Annotated in this window: 20 protein-coding genes; 9 read left to right on the forward strand and 11 right to left on the reverse strand. The window is 33.1% G+C overall.

Annotated elements, in window-relative coordinates; translation table 11 throughout:
* Positions 1–98 precede the first annotated feature (98 nt).
* A complete protein-coding gene (locus VKY41_RS05050) occupies positions 99–1,790 on the forward strand; it encodes an ABC transporter ATP-binding protein (RefSeq protein ID WP_500813349.1) in 1,692 nt (563 codons plus the stop codon).
* Positions 1,791–2,273: 483 nt separating this feature from the next.
* Here VKY41_RS05050 and VKY41_RS05055 read toward each other — a convergent pair whose 3' ends face one another.
* The 5 genes from VKY41_RS05055 to VKY41_RS05075 form a co-directional block, all read right to left on the reverse strand.
* Complete coding sequence (locus VKY41_RS05055) at positions 2,274–2,927, reverse strand: CoA transferase subunit B (RefSeq protein ID WP_500813350.1); 654 nt, start codon at positions 2,925–2,927, stop codon at positions 2,274–2,276.
* Positions 2,928–3,039: 112 nt separating this feature from the next.
* On the reverse strand, positions 3,040–3,741 hold the full coding sequence (locus VKY41_RS05060; protein WP_500813351.1) for a CoA transferase subunit A: 702 nt from the start codon (positions 3,739–3,741) through the stop codon (positions 3,040–3,042).
* A gap of 94 nt (positions 3,742–3,835) precedes the next feature.
* Positions 3,836–6,172, reverse strand: coding sequence for a penicillin-binding protein 1A (locus VKY41_RS05065; protein ID WP_500813352.1), 2,337 nt, complete (start codon positions 6,170–6,172; stop codon positions 3,836–3,838).
* 53 nt (positions 6,173–6,225) lie between these two features.
* A complete protein-coding gene (locus VKY41_RS05070; protein ID WP_500813353.1) occupies positions 6,226–6,708 on the reverse strand; it encodes a gliding motility lipoprotein GldH in 483 nt (160 codons plus the stop codon).
* Positions 6,698–7,876 (reverse strand): PSP1 domain-containing protein, encoded by a 1,179-nt coding sequence (locus tag VKY41_RS05075; RefSeq protein WP_500813354.1) that lies wholly within the window; start codon positions 7,874–7,876, stop codon positions 6,698–6,700. Before VKY41_RS05075 ends, VKY41_RS05070 begins: the two co-directional genes overlap by 11 nt.
* Before the next feature lie 275 nt (positions 7,877–8,151).
* On the opposite strand from VKY41_RS05075, the gene VKY41_RS05080 reads away from it, so the two are divergent.
* Positions 8,152–9,567: a peptidoglycan DD-metalloendopeptidase family protein gene (locus VKY41_RS05080; protein ID WP_500813355.1), complete on the forward strand. Its 1,416-nt coding sequence runs from the start codon at positions 8,152–8,154 to the stop codon at positions 9,565–9,567.
* Between the two features lie 3 nt (positions 9,568–9,570).
* Here VKY41_RS05080 and VKY41_RS05085 read toward each other — a convergent pair whose 3' ends face one another.
* On the reverse strand, positions 9,571–10,575 hold the full coding sequence (locus VKY41_RS05085; protein ID WP_500813356.1) for a radical SAM protein: 1,005 nt from the start codon (positions 10,573–10,575) through the stop codon (positions 9,571–9,573).
* On the reverse strand, positions 10,576–11,646 hold the full coding sequence (gene trhO, locus VKY41_RS05090) for an oxygen-dependent tRNA uridine(34) hydroxylase TrhO (protein ID WP_500813357.1): 1,071 nt from the start codon (positions 11,644–11,646) through the stop codon (positions 10,576–10,578). It lies immediately after the preceding gene.
* A gap of 540 nt (positions 11,647–12,186) precedes the next feature.
* On the opposite strand from trhO, the gene recA reads away from it, so the two are divergent.
* From recA to VKY41_RS05110, 4 genes are all read left to right on the forward strand, one after another.
* Entirely contained in the window at positions 12,187–13,194 is a 1,008-nt protein-coding gene (recA, locus tag VKY41_RS05095; protein WP_500813358.1) for a recombinase RecA, read from the forward strand.
* A 91-nt stretch (positions 13,195–13,285) separates the two neighbouring features.
* Complete coding sequence (locus VKY41_RS05100) at positions 13,286–13,681, forward strand: hypothetical protein (RefSeq protein ID WP_500813359.1); 396 nt, start codon at positions 13,286–13,288, stop codon at positions 13,679–13,681.
* 26 nt (positions 13,682–13,707) lie between these two features.
* Positions 13,708–14,253 carry an RNA polymerase sigma factor gene (locus VKY41_RS05105; protein ID WP_500813360.1) on the forward strand — a complete coding sequence of 182 codons (546 nt, stop codon included), beginning with the start codon at positions 13,708–13,710 and terminating at the stop codon, positions 14,251–14,253.
* Positions 14,253–15,857: a hypothetical protein gene (locus VKY41_RS05110; protein WP_500813361.1), complete on the forward strand. Its 1,605-nt coding sequence runs from the start codon at positions 14,253–14,255 to the stop codon at positions 15,855–15,857. Before VKY41_RS05105 ends, VKY41_RS05110 begins: the two co-directional genes overlap by 1 nt.
* A gap of 79 nt (positions 15,858–15,936) precedes the next feature.
* Here VKY41_RS05110 and VKY41_RS05115 read toward each other — a convergent pair whose 3' ends face one another.
* Positions 15,937–16,671: a lysophospholipid acyltransferase family protein gene (locus VKY41_RS05115; RefSeq protein ID WP_500813362.1), complete on the reverse strand. Its 735-nt coding sequence runs from the start codon at positions 16,669–16,671 to the stop codon at positions 15,937–15,939.
* Positions 16,672–16,786: 115 nt separating this feature from the next.
* On the opposite strand from VKY41_RS05115, the gene trpS reads away from it, so the two are divergent.
* The gene (gene trpS / locus VKY41_RS05120; protein ID WP_500813363.1) at positions 16,787–17,755 is read left to right on the forward strand and encodes a tryptophan--tRNA ligase; all 969 of its coding nucleotides are present in this window, start codon (positions 16,787–16,789) and stop codon (positions 17,753–17,755) included.
* Positions 17,756–17,997: 242 nt separating this feature from the next.
* Here the strand turns inward: trpS and dprA are convergent, their stop codons facing one another.
* Positions 17,998–19,101 (reverse strand): DNA-processing protein DprA, encoded by a 1,104-nt coding sequence (gene dprA, locus VKY41_RS05125; protein WP_500813364.1) that lies wholly within the window; start codon positions 19,099–19,101, stop codon positions 17,998–18,000.
* A gap of 104 nt (positions 19,102–19,205) precedes the next feature.
* Between dprA and VKY41_RS05130 the strand changes: the two genes are divergently transcribed.
* Positions 19,206–20,144, forward strand: a complete 939-nt coding sequence (locus VKY41_RS05130; RefSeq protein ID WP_500813365.1) for an HU domain-containing protein — start codon at positions 19,206–19,208, stop codon at positions 20,142–20,144.
* 227 nt (positions 20,145–20,371) lie between these two features.
* On the forward strand, positions 20,372–20,881 hold the full coding sequence (locus VKY41_RS05135) for an acyl-CoA thioesterase (RefSeq protein WP_500813366.1): 510 nt from the start codon (positions 20,372–20,374) through the stop codon (positions 20,879–20,881).
* Positions 20,882–20,946: 65 nt separating this feature from the next.
* On the opposite strand, the gene VKY41_RS05140 is transcribed toward VKY41_RS05135, so the two are convergent.
* Together VKY41_RS05140 and VKY41_RS05145 are read right to left on the reverse strand one after the other, a co-directional pair.
* Positions 20,947–21,516 carry a hypothetical protein gene (locus VKY41_RS05140; RefSeq protein WP_500813367.1) on the reverse strand — a complete coding sequence of 190 codons (570 nt, stop codon included), beginning with the start codon at positions 21,514–21,516 and terminating at the stop codon, positions 20,947–20,949.
* Positions 21,507–22,118, reverse strand: a 612-nt coding sequence (locus tag VKY41_RS05145; RefSeq protein WP_500813368.1) for a hypothetical protein, incomplete at its 5' end; no start/stop codon positions are given. The genes VKY41_RS05140 and VKY41_RS05145, both read right to left, overlap by 10 nt.

A 22,118-nucleotide genomic window follows, 5' to 3' on the forward strand; every position in this document is an offset into this window, starting at 1 on the left:
TGTGAATGTTTATTTTTCTTTTTCGATTAAAAACACTTCAAAAGGAATATAATTACGGTAAAACCGTAAATGAAAATAGAAAATAGTTAATTTTACATATGCCGAAATCTCATTTACTTAGCATTAAAAATATTTCTATTTCTTTCCTATCTAATAAGATAGAGAAAGAAATAATCCGTGATATTTCCTTTCATCTAAATTCCAATGAAATACTTGGCATAGTTGGGGAGTCTGGATCAGGAAAATCAGTATCTTCCCTAGCCATACTTGGCTTGCTTCCTAAACGTATTTCAAAAATAACCCAAGGAAGCATTTTGTTTGAAGGCCAGGATTTAACCAAAATAACATCCAAAGAATTTCAGAACATTAGAGGTAACGAGATTGCCATGATATTTCAAGAACCTATGAGTTCTTTAAACCCTTCCATGACTTGTGGCAAACAGGTACAGGAAATTATATTACAACACATAAATCTTTCTAAAAAACAAGCTCAAACAGAAACTTTAGAGCTTTTTGAAAAAGTAAAACTCCCAAACCCTAATCGGGTTTATAAGGCCTATCCGCATGAAATTTCAGGAGGACAAAAGCAACGGGTAATGATTGCCATGGCTATAGCTTGTAAACCTAAAATACTAATTGCAGATGAACCTACCACTGCTTTAGATGTAACTGTTCAAAAAGAAATTATTCTTCTTTTAAAGCAGTTGCAAGCTGAACAGAATATGAGCATTATTTTCATTTCCCATGATTTATCTATCGTATCTGAAATTTCAGATAGAATTTTGGTGATGTACCAAGGAGATATCGTGGAACAGGGGCCCGTGGAACAAATTTTTAAAAATCCGGAACACACGTATACAAAAGCTTTGATCAACTCTAAACCCTCTTTAGACGTAAGATTAAAAAGACTGCCCACTATCAAGGATTTTATGAATAAAACGACGGATAGAAGCATTGTTTCCAATGAAGATAGAAAAGAGTTTCACGATAATATTTATTCTAAAGCACCATTATTAGAAGTTATTAATTTAGAAAAAACCTATATCTCAAAATCTGGTTGGTTTTCTAAAGCAGAAAGCTTTAAAGCTGTAAATCAAGTAAGTTTTAAGTTATATGAAGGAGAAACCCTAGGTTTAGTTGGCGAATCTGGTTGCGGAAAATCGACACTAGCAAATGCCATTCTACTTCTTGACCAAGCTACCTCTGGCTCCATTTTATATGAAGGAAAGGATATCACCAAACTATCTAAAAGCGACACCAGGAAGCTACGTAAAGACATTCAAATTATTTTTCAAGATCCTTACGCTTCTTTAAACCCGCGCATTCCAGTTGGAAGAGCTATTATGGAACCTATGAAAGTTCACGGAATTGGAGCTTCCGATAAAGAAAGAAAAGAATTGGTTTTAGATTTACTAGAAAAAGTTGGCCTAGACAACTCGTTTTTTAACAGGTATCCACATGAGTTTTCTGGGGGTCAAAGACAACGAATTGGAATTGCAAGGGCTATTTCTTTACAGCCTAAATTAATTATTTGCGATGAATCCGTTTCAGCTTTAGATATTTCGGTGCAAGCACAAGTACTTAATCTACTAAATGATTTAAAAGAGAATTTTGAATTTACTTATATTTTTATTTCACACGACTTAGCTGTTGTAAAATATATGTCCGATCAATTGATTGTAATGAATCAAGGACAAATTGAAGAAATGGATGATGCAGATATTATCTATAATAGTCCGAAGAAAGACTATACTAAAAAATTAATTCATGCTATCCCAAAGGGATTATAGCATGAATATCTTTTTAGTTAAATACATTAAACTTTTAATAAAGCGTCCAGTATTTTGCACACTAGAGTAAAGTTTACTCTCGTAATTTGTAGGTTGTTCAGGTAGATTTGGGGCAAAATTCATAATAATTAAATTTTTGGTAGATTTGGGATCTACTCTCTTTTAATCTTGAATTTATAATAGATTTGGGGCAAATTATAAATTCAAGATTTCCAAGAGTTAGGTTAATTAGTTACTTTGATTTGGTTTCGCTAATATCATAAAATTTTTAACATATTTAGTCTAAATGCATAATAAATCGTTGAAATGCACTAAATTTTAACATTTTAAATATAATAATGCGTTTTTACCTACAAAAACTAAAAAGCAGTCTATAACATAAAAACCAAAAAGCCACAATTCTACAAATATTTGAATTTAAATATTTATCGAATTGCGGCTCATTTTTTATGTAAAAAAATCCTGATGCTACACTTGAATCTTTTAAATGCTCATTTCTGGGATCTCTCCTTCAACAATTAAATTTCCCTCTGTCGCTTTTTGAATATCTTCTACAGAAATACCTGGAGCTCGTTCTAATAACTTAAAGCCTTTATCGGTTACTTCAAGAACAGCTAAATTAGTTACAATCTTTTTAACACAACCCACTCCTGTTAATGGCAGACTACATTTTTTGAGTAATTTAGACTCACCTGCTTTATTGGTATGCATCATGGCTACTATAATATTTTCGGCACTAGAAACCAAATCCATAGCACCTCCCATACCTTTTACCATTTTTCCTGGAATTTTCCAGTTAGCAATATCTCCATTCTCTGAAACCTCCATCGCTCCTAGAATGGTTAGGTGGACATGTTGTCCACGAATCATAGAAAAACTCATAGCCGAATCGAAAAAACTAGCTCCTGGTAAAGCGGTAATGGTTTGTTTTCCAGCATTAATAAGATCAGCATCTTCCTCACCTTCAAACGGAAAAGGTCCCATACCTAAAATTCCATTTTCACTTTGAAATTCAACTTCAATATCTTCTCTTACGTAATTCGCTACCAAAGTTGGAATACCAATTCCTAGGTTAACGTAATAGCCATCCTTTACTTCTTTTGCTATGCGTTTAGCAATTCCTATTTTATCTAACATTTTTTTTTGGTTTAAAGTGTCTAGAGTTATGACTGCCTAGAGTATCATTTTAATACATGCAAAAACCTCAACTTTAGTTCAGCTTAAGTATTCATAACTTTTAACTTAGTTTTTAATCTCGAGTTCTTACTGTAAGTTGTTCTATACGTTTTTCATAAGCTTCCCCTTGAAAAATACGTTGCACAAAAATACCTGGAATATGAATTTGATTTGGATCTAAACTTCCAGCTGGAACTAATTCCTCTACCTCAGCAACCGTAATTTTTGCAGAACCACACATAGCAGGGTTAAAATTCCTAGCGGTTCCTTTAAAAATTAAATTTCCTGCGGTATCGCCTTTCCATGCTTTTACAAAAGCAAAATCAGCTTTAAAAGCATGTTCCAAAATGTACATTTTCCCATTAAATTCACGAACTTCTTTGCCCTCAGCTACTTCAGTTCCATAACCTGCTGGTGTATAAAACGCCGGAAAACCGGATTGCGCAGCACGACAACGTTCCACTAAAGTTCCTTGAGGCACAAGCTCTACGTCCAATTCACCACTTAGCATTTGGCGTTCAAACTCTGCGTTTTCGCCTACATAAGACGAGATCATTTTTTTTATTTGTTTTTTATGAAGTAGTAAGCCCAAACCAAAATCGTCTACACCTGCATTATTTGAAATACAGGTCAAGCCTTTTAAGTTTAATTTTACAAGCTCGCTAATGCTATTTTCTGGGATTCCACATAGCCCGAAGCCACCAAGCATAAAGGTCATATTATCTGAAACACCCTTAAGTGCTTCTTGAACATTTGCTACTTTTTTATTAATCATGTTACTGTAATTTTTTGTAGTGGAAAAATACGAAATAAAAAAGCCATTCTAAAAAGAATGGCTAAATTAATATGCTACGGATTTTTGAAAAAATCTAAAAATCCAATTCATCAGGTATTTCATTCTCTGGTGTAGAACCACCTGAATTTCCATCAGGATTATATTTTGAACAATCTACTTCTATTGAAAGGTCTACTGGTCTTTCAAAATCTGAAGTCGACACATCTAAATTTTTATCTTCGATACAGCTTTTCATATAAACTCCCCAAATTGGTAATGCCATAGATGCTCCTTGACCATAAGTTATGCTTCTAAAATGTGCTGCTCTATCTTCGGCTCCAACCCAAACTCCAGTTACTAAATTTGGTACCATTCCCATGAACCAACCATCACTTTGGTTTTGTGTTGTACCGGTTTTACCTGCTATAGGGTTTGTAAAAGCATACGGGTAACCTGTCATTATTTCTTTGTAAACCCCACTACTTGGCATCCAAGTACGTCTTAGTCTAGCTCCAGAACCTCCTTCGGTTACACCTTCCATTAACTTAACAGTAACGAAAGCCGCTTCTGCGCTTAAAACATCTCTAGTTTCTGGGGTGAATTGATATAAAATAGTCCCATTTTTATCTTCTATATGTGTTACCATAACTGGTTTGGTATAAACACCTTGATTAGCAAAGGCAGAATAAGCACCAACCATTTCATACACGCTTAAATCGGCCGATCCTAAAGCAATAGAAGGCACAACAGGAATATCTGCTTCCACACCTAACTTTTTAACTAAATCGACAACAGGTTGTGGGCCAACTTTATCCATTAACCTAGCTGTAATGGTATTTATAGAATTTGCCAATGCGCTTTTTAAAGTTCGTGAACCACCATAAGAACCATCAGAATTTTTAGGAGTCCACGGTTCTGGATTTCCAAATTTTCCAGCCTCTATGGTTATTTGTGTATTTGGAAGCTCATCGCAAGGAGATAAATGCAATTGATCTATAGCTGTTGCGTAAACAAAAGGTTTAAATGTAGATCCAACTTGTCGCCTAGCTTGCTTAACGTGATCGTATTGAAAATGTCTGTAATTCATTCCACCAACCCAAGCTTTTACATGTCCGGTTTGCGGATCCATAGACATCATTCCTGGGTGTAAGAACGACTTGTAGTAACGCATGGAGTCCATAGGTTTCATTATGGTATCTATTTCACCTTTCCATGAAAAAATACTCATTTGCGTTGGTTCGTTAAAAGAGGCGATAATTTCATCGTCACTTTTATCTAAATCGTACTTCATATGTCTCCAACGCTCGCTTTGTCTCATAGAACGATTCATAAGTGCATCAATATCACTTTTGCTCAATTCTAAAAATGGTGCCGTTGGATTTCTATCTGGTGTATTTTGTTTATCAAATTCTGCTTGAAGTCTAGGCATATGTTGAGCTACCGCATCTTCAGCATATTTTTGCATTCTAGAATCAATGGTCGTATAAACCTTCAAGCCATCGCCATATAGGTTGTATTTTTCACCATCTGGTTTTGGATTGTTTCTTATCCAATCCTTCATAAAACCATCAAGATACGCTCTAAAGTAAGTAGCAATTCCATCGCGATGTGATTGTGGTGTATAACGTAAATCCAATTCTGTTTTTTGAAGTGAATCCTTCACAGCTTCAGAAATATAATTATACTTCTCCATTTGACTTAAAACCACATTTCGTCTGTTTCGGGTACCAACTGGATTTCGGTGTTCTCTCGGGTTGTAAAGTGAGGAGTTTTTAAACATTCCTACTAACATAGCCGATTCTTTAATATCTAAATCTTTAGGTTCTTTATCGAAATAAATACTAGCTGCAGAACGGATACCGTCTCCATTATTACCAAAATCGTAGATATTAAAATACATGGCAATAATTTCTTCTTTGGTATATTGACGTTCTAAACGAGTTGCAATAACCCACTCCTTTATTTTTTGGGTATACTTATCCCAACCTTTAGATCTAACTCCAACAAATAATTGACGTGCTAACTGTTGAGAGATGGTACTAGCACCTCCTTTTTTTCCCATGAAAAAGATAGCTCTTAAAGTTCCTCGTGCATCAATACCAGAGTGGTCGTGAAAACGGGCATCTTCTGTTGCTATAAGAGCATCTACCAAGTGTTTTGGTAAATCATCGTAATCTACAGGTGTTCTATTATCGTTAAAATAAAATTTACCTAAAGTCTTTCCGTCGGAAGAAATGATTTCAGTTGCTAAATTTGTTTTAGGGTTTTCTAATTGAGTATAATCTGGAAGCTCACCAAACACGCCCCAAGACGCTAATAAAAATACTAGTACAACAAATAAAATACCTGCAATAAAAAGTTTCCAAAACCAGCGAACATAGCTTGAAAAATCTTGAGTTTTTTCTGATTGTTTCTTTTTTTCTTTAGCCATATATATTAAATAACTTAAGATTAAACGTCCTTAAGTTTAAAAAATTATCTTAATTACTTTTGAATTCTTTCAATACGAAATCCAACATCTGTGATTCCCTCTAAATTAACAACGCCTTTTTCTTTTCCATTTTCTCTCATGGCTTGTTGAATGTTCACAATATAATCTCCAGATTCATTAAAAATCACTTGCTCCTTATACCACAACTTATTTTCTTTTATATCGGCAAATCCTGTACCTAAAAACTCACCACTTGGCTTTGCCATTTTATACTCTAAGGTATCTTTTAAAGTTTTTCCATGTGGGAATTTCATCTCCACAATTAAAAAGAGATTGTTGTATTTATATTCGTTATTGTTTCTAAGGTTTACAAATAGATTATACGGATTTAAAGTGTCTGGCGGATTGATCTTAAAGCTTACTATAGAATCTTTATGCCATTTATTGGGCACCGATTTATAAGTATCGTAAACACTTTTAGAATCGCAAGATGCAATAAGTAAGGCCACAAGAATGAACAAGGCACTATTTCGCATTTTTACTATTATTTTGAGGTTTTCTCCTTTTTTTAGATTTATTTCTATTGTTTCTTTTGTTTTTCTTAGCAGGTCCTTTCGTATCGAAACGAGTTAAACTATCTTGTCCTACTACGTTTTCAAATTCATTTTTAGTTTCTTGAATAAGTTCTGAAGCATATTCCTCCAAACTAGCTACTTTCACTTTCTTCTTATTCAGCTCTAATATTTCTTTGGCTTGATCTTTTGTAATTACATGCCAATTACTCCATTCGCCTTCATAAGCATACCATAAATGGCCTTTAAAAATATCGGATTTTTGATAAACTGCAACACCTTTTTCTGTTATTAGCTTAACATCGGTTCTAGGGAAATCTTTAAGTGCATCTAAATAGGTATCCAATTCGTAATTTAAACAACATTTTAATTTTCCACATTGTCCGGCCAATTTTTGAGGATTCAAAGATAGTTGTTGATAACGCGCGGCAGATGTACTAACCGAACGGAAATCTGTTAACCAAGTGGAACAACATAATTCTCTTCCGCATGATCCAATTCCTCCAAGTCTAGAAGCTTCTTGACGAAAGCCAACTTGCTTCATTTCGATTCGGGTTTTAAATTCTTTAGCAAACATTTTAATAAGCTCTCTAAAATCTACACGATCTTCAGCTGTATAGTAAAATGTGGCTTTACTACCATCACCTTGAAATTCGATATCAGAAATTTTCATTTGCAATTTAATCTCAATTGCAAATTGGCGAGCTTTCACCTTCATTGGTTCTTCTTTGTCTCTATATTCAGACCAAATATCAATGTCTTTTTGTGATGCTTTTCGATATATTTTGAAGACTTCGTCACCTGTTTCAGAAACCTTTTTACGCTTCATTTGGATTCTAACCAATTCTCCCGTAAGGGTTACAACACCAACATCATGACCAAATTGTGCTTGTGTAGCAACTACATCTCCAATGCTTAGAGTTAGTTTTTCTGTATTTTTATAATAATGTTTTCTGCCGTTTTTAAAACGTACTTCTACCCAGTCAAAAGGTTCTTGACCATCTGGAAGTGACATATTGGCCAACCAATCGAATACGGTTAGTTTATTGCAGCTATCTGTGCCACAAGTGCCATTGTTCTTACATCCTTTGGGTTGACCGTCTTTTCCAGTTGAACAACTGTTACAAACCATAAAATTTTTGTATATATTGATTCTGAAAACCAAAAGTTTTTCAGAAGGAGATTAATAATCCTTTTCAAGATGTAAAGATAAGATTATTTATTAAGTTTAAATACATATCGTTTCGCTTGCTTTTGCAAAACAACACTTAGCACAAGTTGTTGCCTTACAGTATTTTAAATAATTTATTTTGAAATTTACTGGTTTTAAATTGAAAATTTTATCATTTCAATGCTCACATTTTTATGTTTTTACGATTATCAATTAAATCACTAAAACAAATAATTATGAGACCCTACTTTACATTAGCTCTTTTTGTTGTTGCAATTATAGCACCCTCAGTGTTTGCTCGAGCTCAAGATTTCAACTCAGTAATGACAAGTGCTGAATACAAATTTAATGAAGAAAAAATACCCTGTTTAACCGAAGAACACAGGGAGAGCATTAAGATTGAAACAACTAATAATATAGAAAAATTAAGGCTTCAAAATAAATTAGCTTTTAACAACAGTCATTGGCGTGACAGTCACCCTGAATTTATTTGGCCAGTACAACAAGCTGCCGGTTTTAACTACAACAATACTTGGTCCATTTCTGGCTATGTCGATCATAATTCAGCCTATCCTAACCAGTTAACAGATTATAATTGCGGCAATAGAACGTACGATTCATCAAGTGGATACAACCATCAAGGTGTTGATATCTATTTATGGCCTTTTATATGGAAACAAATGGACGAGGGTCAAACTGAAATTATTGCGGCTGCTCCTGGCCAAATAATTGCTAAACACGACGGGGAATTTGATAGAAGCTGTAGCTTTAATAATAATATTTGGAATGCTGTTTATATTCAGCACAATGATGGTAGTATAGCTTGGTATGGACATATGAAAAATGGCTCTGTAACCACTAAAAATGTAGGAGACATGGTAACTTTAGGCGAGGTAATAGGAACGGTTGGGAGTTCAGGAAATTCAACAGGACCACATTTACATTTTGAAGTTTACACCGATAACTCCTACACGCAATTAGTAGATCCATTTTCAGGCACTTGTAATAATATGAATACAGTTAGTTGGTGGGAATCCCAAATTCCATATAACGATTCTGGAATTAGCGCCATGTTAACACATCATAGTCCACCAGATATTTTTCCTACCTGTCCAACTACTGAAACTCCAAACACAAGTGATGTTTTTGGTACCGACGATACCATCTATTTTGCTGCTTACTTTAAAGATCAAGTAGCGGGTGATAATATACATTTATCTATTATTAAGCCTGACAATTCTTATCTTTACGATTGGGATATTACTGTTCAAACTACTGCTTCTTCATGGTATTATTACTGGTATTTTTATGGGGTATACGATCAAGAAGGCGAATGGAAATGGCAGGCAACTTATGCTGGTGAAACTGTAACCCACACCTTTCATGTAGGTGCTTTAAGTGTTAATGAAGAGGTGTTAAATACAACAGCCATTTATCCAAATCCTACAACAGATAATGTTTCTATAAGAACTACAACAAATTTAGAGTCCGCTTCTCTTTATGACCTTAGTGGGAAATTGATAAAATTTATACGATTTAACGAAGCGAGCTCCTATAATGTAGATCTTTTCAATATTTCAAAAGGCATGTATTTTCTAAAGATTACATCAGCTGATGGGGAACAAGAGAGTTTTAAACTAGTCAAACAATAACATTTAATTAAATTCAATCTCGTAATTAAGTCTGTTTGCTAAAGAGTTTAGCTCTTTTTCAGATTTAAAAATATTAGACCATAACAACTTGCTCCACCCTATTTTACTAGAGTACGTATTAAAACTTTCGTTTTTCCAATCAAAACCATCGCGCCAGAATTTTTGAGGAGAAATATAACAAAAGGTATAATCAAAAATTAAACTGGAAGCATTGGCGCTTTTATTTTTAGGAATGGCATTAGGAGCCATTAAAATGATATGATTTTCTTTACACTGACTCCTAATCCCTTCTATTAATTGTGGATAATCATCTCGAATACTATCTAAATCAAAATCGTTGTACTCGGTATTTCCAATTTTTTGAATCGGTCGAATTTGAAGAATGTCGAAGCTTTTACCATTAAAATGCTTAAAAAAGTCAGCTAACTCATAGAAGTTATCCTTATTAAAGGTGTAGTTAATCCTTACCTTAAAATGGTATTTCTCTTTTAATTTTTCGAATGCATTAAAAGCATTATGAAATTTTTCATAACTAGCCTTTTGCATAAAACTTTCATAGCTTTCTTTATGTACCCCATGAAGGGAAATGGTAAACTCGTCTAGTCCTGCTTTTAAAAGCGCTTCAATTTTTTCTTCATCCAACAAATTAGCATTGGTTGTAATAGAAATATATGGCACGTCGTAGGCTTTTCCTAATTCTACAACTTTTACTAAATCTTTATATAGAGTTGGCTCGGTTCCACAACCAATTTGAAGTTTTAAAGCACGCTTAAAAATGGTTTTTGCTACCTTCTCTAATTCCTCGTCTTTAAATTGTCCTTTTAAAGTTTTTACATAATCGGCATCGGTAAAATAACACATTTTACAGCGTAAATTACAGGCCATAACAGGATCTAAATTGACTGCTAAATACCGTTGATTAAACTTATGCAACAAATAGAGCCCCAGGAATTTAATCCTATGGCTTTTTATTTTTCTATTTAGTTGCAAAAGTTTATATATGTTCATTTAATCTGCCTTTTTGAAATTCTCGAAAATGTTGCGTAAATCCTTTTTATAAGGCAAATGGTCTGCGCGCCCTTTTTTAAAGATATCGTTGCTATTCCCTTGACCTCTGCGAAGTGCTTTCTGCTCTTCATAAGGCAATTGAATTATTTCTTGACAAGTTGAAGAACAACAGTTTTCCATTTTTTCTTTACAAGCATCGCACTGTATAAACAATAAGTGACAAGCATCATTGGCGCAATTGGTATGTAAATCGGCCGGCTCACCACATTGATGGCATTGCGCAATAACATCATCTGAAATACGCTCAGAACGACGTTCATCAAACACAAAATTTTTACCTATAAATTTATTTTCTAAGCCTTTAGCCTGTACTTGTCTAACATAATTGATAATTCCACCTTCTAGCTGATAAACATTTTTAAATCCTTTATGCTTGTAATATGCACTTGCTTTTTCGCAACGAATTCCACCCGTGCAATACATAACTAATTTTTTATCTTCTTTATAGTCTCTTAAGTCTGCTTCAATAATGTCTAAAGATTCGCGAAACGTATCCACATCAGGAGTCACAGCGTTTTTAAAATGGCCGATTTCACTTTCGTAGTGATTTCTCATATCTACCAAAACTACGTTTGGGTCGTCTATAAGTTTATTGAATTCTTCTGCTTCAACATGAATTCCTTTGTTTGTTACATCAAAGGTTTCATCGTTTAATCCGTCTGCCACAATTTTATCGCGCACCTTCACTTTCAATTTTAAAAATGAGAAGTTGTCGTGTTCAATAGCAATATTCAGTCGGACGTTTTCTAAAAACGAAATAGAATCTAAATGTTCTTTAAACAGATTGAAGTTATCTGCAGGAACTGAAAGTTGGGCATTTATGCCTTCATGAGCCACATAAATTCTACCTAGAACATCAAGTTTGTCCCAAGTTAAAAATAAATGATCTCTAAAAATTACTGGATTTTCAATTTTGGCGTATTTGTAGAAAGAGATAGTCAAGCGTTCTTTTCCAGCTTGCTCAATAAGGTCTGCTCTTTCTTTAGCGCTTAACGTATTGTACAGTTGCATGCTATACTAATTTTTTAAGGTTAAAGTAAATATTTTTCATTTTGGCTTAAGCCTCCATGTATTTTAGGTGCAAATGTAGTGTTTTTTATTTTTTATGGATTTACTTAAACCAAAAAGCACTTTATAAAATTTATAAAGTGCTTTAAGTAGACTAACTCGTTATTAATATTTTTTAATTTATTTTCTAAATCGAAAAAATATTTTACGAGTTAACCCCCGTCGGCTTTACAGTTGCTATTTAAAAAGACAACAACTGTAAAACCTAAGGACAAAATACATTTTTTAAAAAATTTCATTTGCTTAAAATTTTAATAGTTTTTTAAAATTGAATAAAAATTAAAATGCTTTTTAAAATCCTTCATAATTAAATTTAAAACTATGATGTATTGTAAGTGAGCTTGTTTTTTTCTTTTTCACAGTTAAAATTTTCCCACTTTATATAGTAGATGCAGAAAGTATAAAAAGGTTGCGTGATAAAATTGTAAAGTGAAAAAAGAAGTAGTATTTTAGCATTACTTTTACAAGATAAAAACAAGAGAAATGAGCAGCGAAAAAGAAGCAAAATTAAAAGCCCTTAAACTTACTTTAGATAAATTAGATAAAGCTTACGGTAAAGGAACCGTTATGAAGATGAGCGACCAAGCGGTTGTGGATGTAGAGTCTATTTCTTCAGGTTCTTTAGGCTTAGACATTGCCTTGGGAGTTGGAGGATATCCAAGAGGTCGTGTTATTGAAATTTACGGTCCAGAATCTTCTGGTAAAACAACCCTAACCTTGCATGCTATTGCCGAAGCGCAAAAAACTGGAGGTATTGCTGCCTTTATTGATGCGGAACATGCATTTGATAGAACTTACGCAGAAAACCTAGGTATAGATATAGATAACTTAATTATTTCGCAACCAGACAATGGAGAACAAGCTTTAGAGATTGCCGATAACTTAATTCGATCTGGGGCTATAGATATTGTTGTTATTGACTCAGTTGCGGCATTAACACCAAAAAGTGAGATTGAAGGTGAAATGGGAGACTCTAAAATGGGCCTTCACGCACGATTGATGTCTCAAGCACTTAGAAAATTAACAGCCTCGATAAGCAAAACTAATTGTACGGTAATTTTTATTAACCAATTACGTGAGAAAATTGGGGTAATGTTTGGAAACCCAGAAACAACCACTGGTGGAAACGCTTTAAAATTCTATGCTTCTGTAAGATTGGACATTAGACGATCAACACAGATAAAAGAAACAGATGGAAATGTTACTGGAAACAAAACCAGAGTTAAGGTGGTTAAAAATAAAGTAGCTCCTCCATTTAAAATGGCAGAATTTGACATTATGTATGGGGAAGGAATCTCAAAAGTTGGTGAGATTTTAGATATAGCAGTCGAGTTTGAAATAGTTAAGAAAAGTGGTTCTTGGTTTAGTTACGGAGACACCAAATTAGGACAAGGTAGAGATGCCGTGAAATCTTTAATAAAAGACAATCCAGAACTCCAAGACGAACTGGAACAGAAAATTAAAGAACTTCTAAAAACAAATAAAGAGTAACGTTAAAAATCCCGAAATAATTCGGGATTTTTTAATTTATAACGCAACCATTTAATACTTTTTGCATCTACAAGATAAATATGTATTAATAATGAAGAATTTTGTAGCCTACTGCTTATTAGCCCTTTTCATTTTTTCATGTAGTCCTGAAAATGATGACATTCAGAATGTTTCTTATGAAATACTACCTGTAGAAAGCGCCATTTTGCCAGATGAATTCCATTTAGGCGATAGCTATCAAATTACATTAACTTATATTAGACCTTCCACCTGTTATGCTTTTAATAATATTTATTATTTACAAGAAGCTAACGAACGTACGGTAGCAATTGTTGCAGCCAAGGTTTCGAGTAATAATTGCGAAACATTGAATGAAGAAACAGCAATTACATTTAATTTTAAAGCAAGCCAAAGCGGAACTTATATTTTTAAATTTTGGCAAGGAGGTGACGATTACGAAGTTGTTCATGTTCCCGTAGTAGACTAAACTTTGTTAAATTAATACGCAATCATTTGGGTTTAAAACAACTCATACAAAAATGTAGTAATAATGATACAAAAGCACAAGCAGAATTATACCAGCTCTTTTCAGCTAAATTATTTTCTGTATGCTTAAAGTATTGTAAAAATTATGCAGAAGCGGAAGATAATCTGCAGGATGCTTTTGTGACTATTTTTGAGAAAATATCGCAATATAAACACAAAGGTTCATTTGAAGGTTGGTTAAAACGAATTACCATAAATACAGCATTACAGCGCTATAGAAATCAAAATGTTTTTGAGATTATAGACGACAAAAATATTGAAGATGTAGAGGTAACGATTGAAGAAGATGAGGATATTTCTTTGGAATTTCTTTTAAAGATCATTCAAGAGTTGCCTGATCGATACAGATTGGTTTTTAACCTCTATGTGCTAGACGATTATTCTCATAATGAAATAGCAACAATGTTAGATATAACTACAGGTACCTCAAAATCGAATTTGGCTAGAGCCAGGAAGATTTTAAAAGACAAAATTGAAGATAACAAAACAAGTTTTAAGAAGCATATCTTGTAATGGGCGATAAAAAACATATAGATAGAGTTTTTCAAGAAAAATTCAAGGACTTTGAAGCTACTCCAAACCCAGAAGTTTGGGCCAACCTTCAAAAGAAATTAAACAAACAGGAAAAAGACAGAAAGAAGGCATTCCCTTTTTGGTATAAACTAGCTGGAGTGGCTGCACTTTTACTTTTACTATTAACTATTGGCGGTTTGCTAAACACTGAGAATCCCATCATTGAATCTAATAAAACAAAGGTTGTGGATACGGAAAACACTTTAAAAGTGAAAGACAGCAACAAATCTTCTACTAAACCCAATACAAACTCAATTATTGAAAATACCTCTAACGAAAAGAATAGTGCTTCTTCTGATGACTATAGCAACACTCAAATTAGCAACAAAAATTCAAATAGGTCACAAATAGCTTCAGATGAAGAAGCAAAAACAAAATCTTTCAACCAGAGAAATAAGCTCCTCAATAACGAATATTTAAACAAAAATATAACGAATCCTTCATCTAAAACTCATACAAAGGATACGCGTATTACAAAAAACACCAACAGTAACAATCAGGTAAATTCAAAAGAAAGTCCAGATAATATTACGAACCAAATCACCGATAAAAACCCGATTGAAAACAAAAATAATATTGCTTTAAACCAAACAAACCGTAAGGACAGTAAATCAGGTTCTGATGTAAAATTTGACCAAACAAAAACGGATAAGCAATTACATAACCTAAACAATAAGCCGGTTGACAATCAAATTGTTTTAGATAAAAACATAGAATCGGAAATAGAAAAACCTAAAACAGAAGAACTGATTAATACCGATTTAACGATAGAAGAAGCCATTGCCGCCAATGAAGATTTAATTAAAAAGGAGAGTGATGAAATACTGAATAGATGGCAAGTTTATGCCAATATTGCCCCTGTTTATTATAACTCGATGGGAAAAGGCTCGCATATTGACCAACAATTCACAAGCAATTCTAAAAGTGGAGAAGTGAACACAAGTTATGGTGTAAATGTTAGTTACAATTTAAATGAAAAGCTATCGGTACGTACCGGATTAAGTTCACTTAATTTAAGTTATGATACTAACGACGTGGTTCTATATAAAACCTTAGCAAGTGTTAATTCGGCTTCAAACTCATTAAAAAACATAAATCTATCCAATGGCAACGAAGGCCTTACAGCTTTAAGTGCAGATAATTTTAGTGTTAGCCAAGTGGACAATCTACTAAGTCCAAAATCAAATGCTGCAATAAGTCAAAGAATTAGTTATTACGAAATTCCAATGGAATTAAATTATAGAATTGGAAGCAAGAAATTGGGTTTAAATATCATTGCGGGATTTAGCTCATTTATTTTAGATGACAATAATGTTTATTCCGAATTACAAGGAGAGAAAACCTATATAGGCGAGGCTAATAATATCAAGAACTTGAGTTTTAGCACCAACCTAGGAGTTGGGATAGACTATAAGTTTTCTGAAAAATTCAAGTTCAATTTAGAGCCTACTTTTAAATACCAATTAAATGCATTCGAAAACACTGCTGGAAATTTCAACCCATATATTATAGGGATTTACACCGGTTTTAGCTATAAATTTTAGTTAGATTAGATTTGTATTTCCTAGAATTAGGAATGAATGATGGTCTCAAAAAAGCTGCTCCGTGCCAAGAGCGGCTTTTTTATTTATGTGCCTCCAAGGTTCTTAAAATAATGTTTCGGGCTTTATTGTTTACTTCCTTTGTTTCTTTAATAGTTAATCCTTCTGTTTCAATAAATGGATGTATCTGAACACGCATTTTACCCGGACGTCCACTAAAAAACGTATAAGAAAAAAGTCTTTTATTGTCTAAAAAAGTTATTGGAACCACTGGAATTTGATGATTAATAGCCAATCTAAAAGCACCGTCTTTAAAGGAGTCTAATATAATATGTTCGTCTGGTACTCCTCCTTCAGGAAAAATACAAATACTTGCTCCTTGTTTCAACCGTTTTTGAGCTCTTAAAAACACAGCCTTCCTACTACTTTCAGAACTTCTATCGACTAAAATACAAGTACGTTTATAGAAAAATCCAAAAAGTGGAATTCTTGCCAACTCCTTTTTACCCACAAACACGAAAGGATTCTTTACTGAAACCAACATGAGCATAATATCCGCCATAGAGGTATGATTAGCAACAAACATGTAGCTTTTATCAGGGTCTGGTGTTTGTTCACGTTTAACATTCCAAACAAACCCCATTCCAACTAAAATAAACTTAGCCCATAAGCGTGCTAATTTAAAAAAGTAAGGATACCAAGACTCTTTAAGTATTGATATGACCAAAAATGGAAATAAAATTATAATTGGGATGGCCACAAGTATGTAAAACCAAATCCGATATAAAATCCAAAATAAATACTTAAATATTCTCATCGAAGCCAAAACTAATTAAATTTATTGAGCTATTGCATCAAAAAAATTACCTTTGTATGATCAAAATAAGATTAAGTTTAATTTAAAGAAATTCCCACCATTGTGGGAAAAAACTATGGCAAGAATACTAACAGGCATTCAAAGTACGGGAACACCACATTTAGGAAATATCTTAGGTGCATTAATGCCAGCTATTAAAATGGCGAATGATCCTAAAAACGATTCGTTTTTGTTTATAGCAAACCTACACACCTTAACCCAAATAAAAGATGCTGAACTTTTACGAAGCAACACTTATTCTACTGCTGCTACTTGGTTGGCTTTTGGATTGGATGTAGAGAAAACCGTATTTTATAGACAAAGTGATATTCCTCAAGTAACAGAATTAACTTGGTATTTAACATGTTTTTTTCCGTATCAAAGATTAACTCTTGCACATGGCTTTAAAGATAAAGCAGACAGATTAGAAGATGTTAATTCCGGTTTGTTTTTCTACCCAATGCTTATGGCTGCCGATATTTTATTATACGACGCCAACATCATTCCTGTAGGGAAAGACCAATTGCAACATATAGAAATGACCCGTGATGTAGCTTCTCGTTTCCATACAAGAATGGGAGAAACCTTTGTAATTCCTGAAGGGAAAATTCAAGAAAACATCATGCTTGTTCCCGGAACCGATGGTGGAAAAATGAGTAAAAGTAGAGGAAATATCATCAATATATTTCTAGACGATAAAAAGCTCCGCAAACAAATTATGTCTATTGAAACAGACAGTACGGCGCTTGAAGATCCTAAAGATTGGAGCACTTGTAACTGCTTTGCAATTTATAGTTTATTGGCTTCTGAAGATCAAATAGAAACCATGAAAGCCAATTACGAAAAAGGAGGTTATGGCTACGGACATGCTAAACAAGCTCTTTTTGAATTGATAGTTGAAAAATTTGCAATCGAGCGCGCACGTTACCATTATTACATGAATAATCTAGACGAAATAGACAGATTACTAGCCATTGGAGCAGAGAAAGCCAAAGTTGTAGCTAACGACGTATTAAAACGAGTTCGTGAAAAAGTAGGGTACTAAACCTATTTAAATTATGAAATCCCTGTCTACTTGCTAGGCAGAAAATATTTATAAGGGAAAATCTTTTCTGAAATCCTTTGTAAAGAATTGCATAGCTGCCTAAATTCATTTAAAAGAGAGATTAGCTCCATTTTTAAGGAATTTAGGCAGCTATTTTTATACTTTATAATGGTTAAAATAACAAAGCTGTTTTCTAATAAATAAAGTGTTTGTAATAGGATTATTTCTAAGATATCTGAGTTTTAAATAATCTCGAATAACTTTCCAGGCAAAGGCCTTACCACGCCCTTAAGCTCCAAATTCAATAATATACTTGCTGTTTTATAAGTAGGTAAATTACACTCTAAGGCAATAACATCTAAAAGTTGTTTATCCTTTTCCTTCAGATAATTATAAATTATTTTTTCTTCATCGGTAAGTTCTACAAACAACTGTTTCTGTACAGGTGCTTTTTTAAGTTCTTCCAATTCCCAATTCAACATATATGGAATATCTAATGGGTTTGTCAAAACATGTGCTTTTTGGAATTTAATTAAATTATTACATCCCAAGCTTTGACTATCAGTAATTCTACCAGGCACCGCAAACACATCTCTGTTATAAGAATTCGCAATATCTGCAGTTACCAAACTACCGCCTCTTTCGGCAGATTCTATAACGATTGTTGCTTCACTTAAACCGGCAATTACACGATTTCTCTTTAAAAAGTTATTTCTTTCAAAAGGAGAAGTACTCCAAAAATCTGTAAAAAACCCTCCATTTTTTTCAACATCAGCCACATATTTTTTATGAGATTTCGGATAAATTTGATTCAAACCATGAGCTAAACAACCTATGGTTTGCAAATTATTATTTATTGCGGCTTTTTGGGCAGTAATATCTGTTCCGTAGGCAAATCCAGATACAATAACTGGATTATAAATAGCTAATTCCTCAATTAATCTATTGCAAAATGCCATTCCGTAAGTTGTAATTTTCCTAGTTCCAACCACGCTTATAATTCGTTGTTTTTTTAAATTGATGTTACCCGATTGGAATAATAAAATAGGACTATCAATGCAATGTTTTAATTTTTCCGGATAATCCGGATCTGCAAAATACAACGTGGTGATGTTGTTCTCCTTGATGTACTTCAACTCCTCTTCCGCAGCTTCAAAATTAAGTTTGTTAAACAAATCCTTAATCACTAAACTGCCAATACCATCAATTTTAACTAAGTTCTGTTTTTTCTCTTTAAAAATTGCTTCCACAGAGCCACAATGAGAGATCAACTTTTTAGCAGTAATATCGCCAATATTAGGTACGTGCTGCAAGGCCAAAATATATATTAAACTAGTCTCGTTCATTTTAATGTTTTGACAATGAAACTACAAGTAAAGAAATTTTATGATGTTAATAAATAGTTCAATCGAATTTTTGTTCGCAGTCAAAATTTGCTAACTTTGTTTTTATGCAATTAGAATCATACATAAGCGACTTATTATATAGATATGAATGTGTTACAGTTCCTGAGTTTGGAGCTTTTTTAACACAACGTGTTTCAGCAACTATTCACGAATCTACCAATGCCTTTTATCCTCCGAAAAAGAAACTATCTTTTAACGAGCAAATTCAGGCAAACGATGGTATTTTAACCCATTATATAGCTGATGTAGAAAAAATTCCTTTTGAAGAAGCTTCAAGAAAGATTGAAAAACGCGTCAAAGCTTTAAAATCTTATTTAACTGAAGGCGAAACTATTTCTTTTGATAATATTGGAGAACTTTCATTAAATAACGAGGGAAAAATACTTTTTGAACCTTCGTACCATTTAAACTATTTAACCGATGCATTTGGCTTATCGCAATTTGTGTCTCCTTCAGTAAATAGAGAGGTTTACAAAGAAGAAGTTCAGGAACTTGAGAAAGTTATTCCTATTGCAGTTTCCCCAGAAAGACGCAAATCTAAAGGCTATTTAAAATATGCTGCTATTGCTGTAATTACATTAACATTGGGCGGATTAGTTGCTTCCAATTATTATGTTGAAAATATAAACACGCAAAATCAAATAGCTCAAGAAGAAGCCAATCAGCAACTTGAAAGCAAAATTCAAGAAGCTACTTTTGTGATTGAAAATCCACTTCCAGCCGTTACTTTAAATGTGAAAAAGGAAATTGGGAATTACCATATCATTGCCGGTGCTTTTAGAGTAGAAGAAAATAGCGATAAAAAAGTAGAAGAACTTAGAAGCTTAGGATTTGACGCTAGAAAAATTGGGGTAAACAAATACGGTTTACACGAAGTAGTTTATGCTAGTTACCAAGATCGTTTAGAGGCTTTAAACGCTTTAAGAGAAGTAAAACGCTCTCATAATGCTGCTGCTTGGTTATTGGTGAAAGAATTGGATTAATTTACTGTCATTCAAAACAAAGGGAAGAAGCATTATTTTTAGAATTAACTCTACTTTAAAATTATAGATTCCTCTCATTGTTGCATTGGCAAGTTACTACCAATAAAACTAGCGATTGTTCGTTCCATATTAAATTTCAACTTCAATAACAAAAACATCATAATTCATAAGCCCAAAAATCCTAAATGGGCTTACCTTTACATTTCCATTTAATAAATTTTCAATCCATGTCTATAAAAACGCCTGAACAATCTAGAACCATCATGACAGACTTAGTGCTGCCAAGTGAAACAAACCCTTTAAACAATTTGTTTGGTGGCGAATTGCTTGCCAGAATGGATCGTGCGGCCAGTATTGCTGCTAGAAGACATAGCAGACGTATTGTGGTAACAGCATCGGTAAACCATGTGGAATTTAATCGTGCCGTGCCTGTAGGATCTGTGGTAACGGTTGAAGCCAAAGTATCTCGTGCTTTTAGAAGCTCGATGGAAATTTACTTAGATGTTTGGATAGAAGATAGAGAGTCTGGATTAAAAACCAAAGCCAACGAAGCTATTTACACCTTTGTGGCTGTAGATGAAACAGGACGACCTGTGGAAGTACCAGAATTGACTCCTGAAACCGACTTAGAAAAAGAACGCTATAAAGGCGCTTTAAGACGTAAGCAATTGAGTTTGGTGATTGCTGGGAAAATGAACCCTAAGGAAGCTACTGAGTTGAAGGCTTTGTTTGTTTAAATTATAAGAAAAGCATCTCTTCTTAAATTTAAAGAGATGCTTAATTAAGAATTATAACTGAAAAATTAAGTAACAGAAAGTCTTCTTCTTTTTATAATTTTCCAAGTCTTTTTATTCTTTTTTAATAAATATAAATAAGTTGAACTTGATGACTTACCATTTGTATATCCAATTATTACCAACGCTTTATTATTTTTATCATTATATTTTATCGTTGATAAAAACAAAACACCATCATAAACTTTTAACTTACTGTTAAAATCTGAAATATCTTCCTCAAGAACTTTGAATTCCAAACTTTTTCTACCCTTAATATCCTCTCTCTTTACTTTTAAATTTGAGATAAAATAATCAACTTTAATATCATCAATATTATTAAATAATTTAGTGTCATCATTTTTAAAGTCAAGTAAAAAAGGATTGACTGCAATTTTTAATGGCACTTTATTTAATGAATCGATAACACTTTTACTTAAAGTACTAATTGTATCTCCTTTAATAGGAGGTGGAGGTGGAGGCAATGGTTTTATCTTTGAATTAATAACTACGTTATAAATATCCTTGTCCGAATTATTTGAACAAGAAAAAACAGTAATAAAAAACACTAATATTATATAATTTATTCTTAGTTGCATATAGTTGTGTTTTGATTAACAATTACTCTATAATCATCATACTCGTCTGCTAAAGGACCCATATCTAATAAATTTCCAGCATCCCATTTTCTTAATCCATCCCAAGCAAATGATTTATAATAATCTAAGGGATAACTGTTATTATCAAATTCTCTCAATGCTTGGGTAATAGGATTAATATAATTTTTGGTCATGAAAATATGATCGATAGCATCATCATACTCACCATATAGATCAGCATAATAAGTGTAATATTGAAAAAGTTGAGGTCTATTATTAACATCTACACCATTCAAATATTGCTCAACAAATCTTGCAAGTTCAGCATGTATAGCTTCATGTAAAATTGCTTGGGCCATTTCAACTGGGCTTGTATTAACATCTTCAAAAGTAATAACAATGTAATTAGGATCACTATCATTTGTACATTGGTCGTCTGTTAATGTAAATTCTCCTACTCTAAATGTTAAATTAAAATTTGGATCATTAACAAAAGCTCCTACTGTATTTTTAAATAATGTATTGTTATCAGCAGTAAGTTTATCATATACACATTTTAACTGTACATTATTCACAAACGTAGAATCTAATATAACTCTATT

The organism is Xanthomarina sp., assembly GCF_035306605.1.
Lineage (GTDB): Bacteria > Bacteroidota > Bacteroidia > Flavobacteriales > Flavobacteriaceae > Xanthomarina.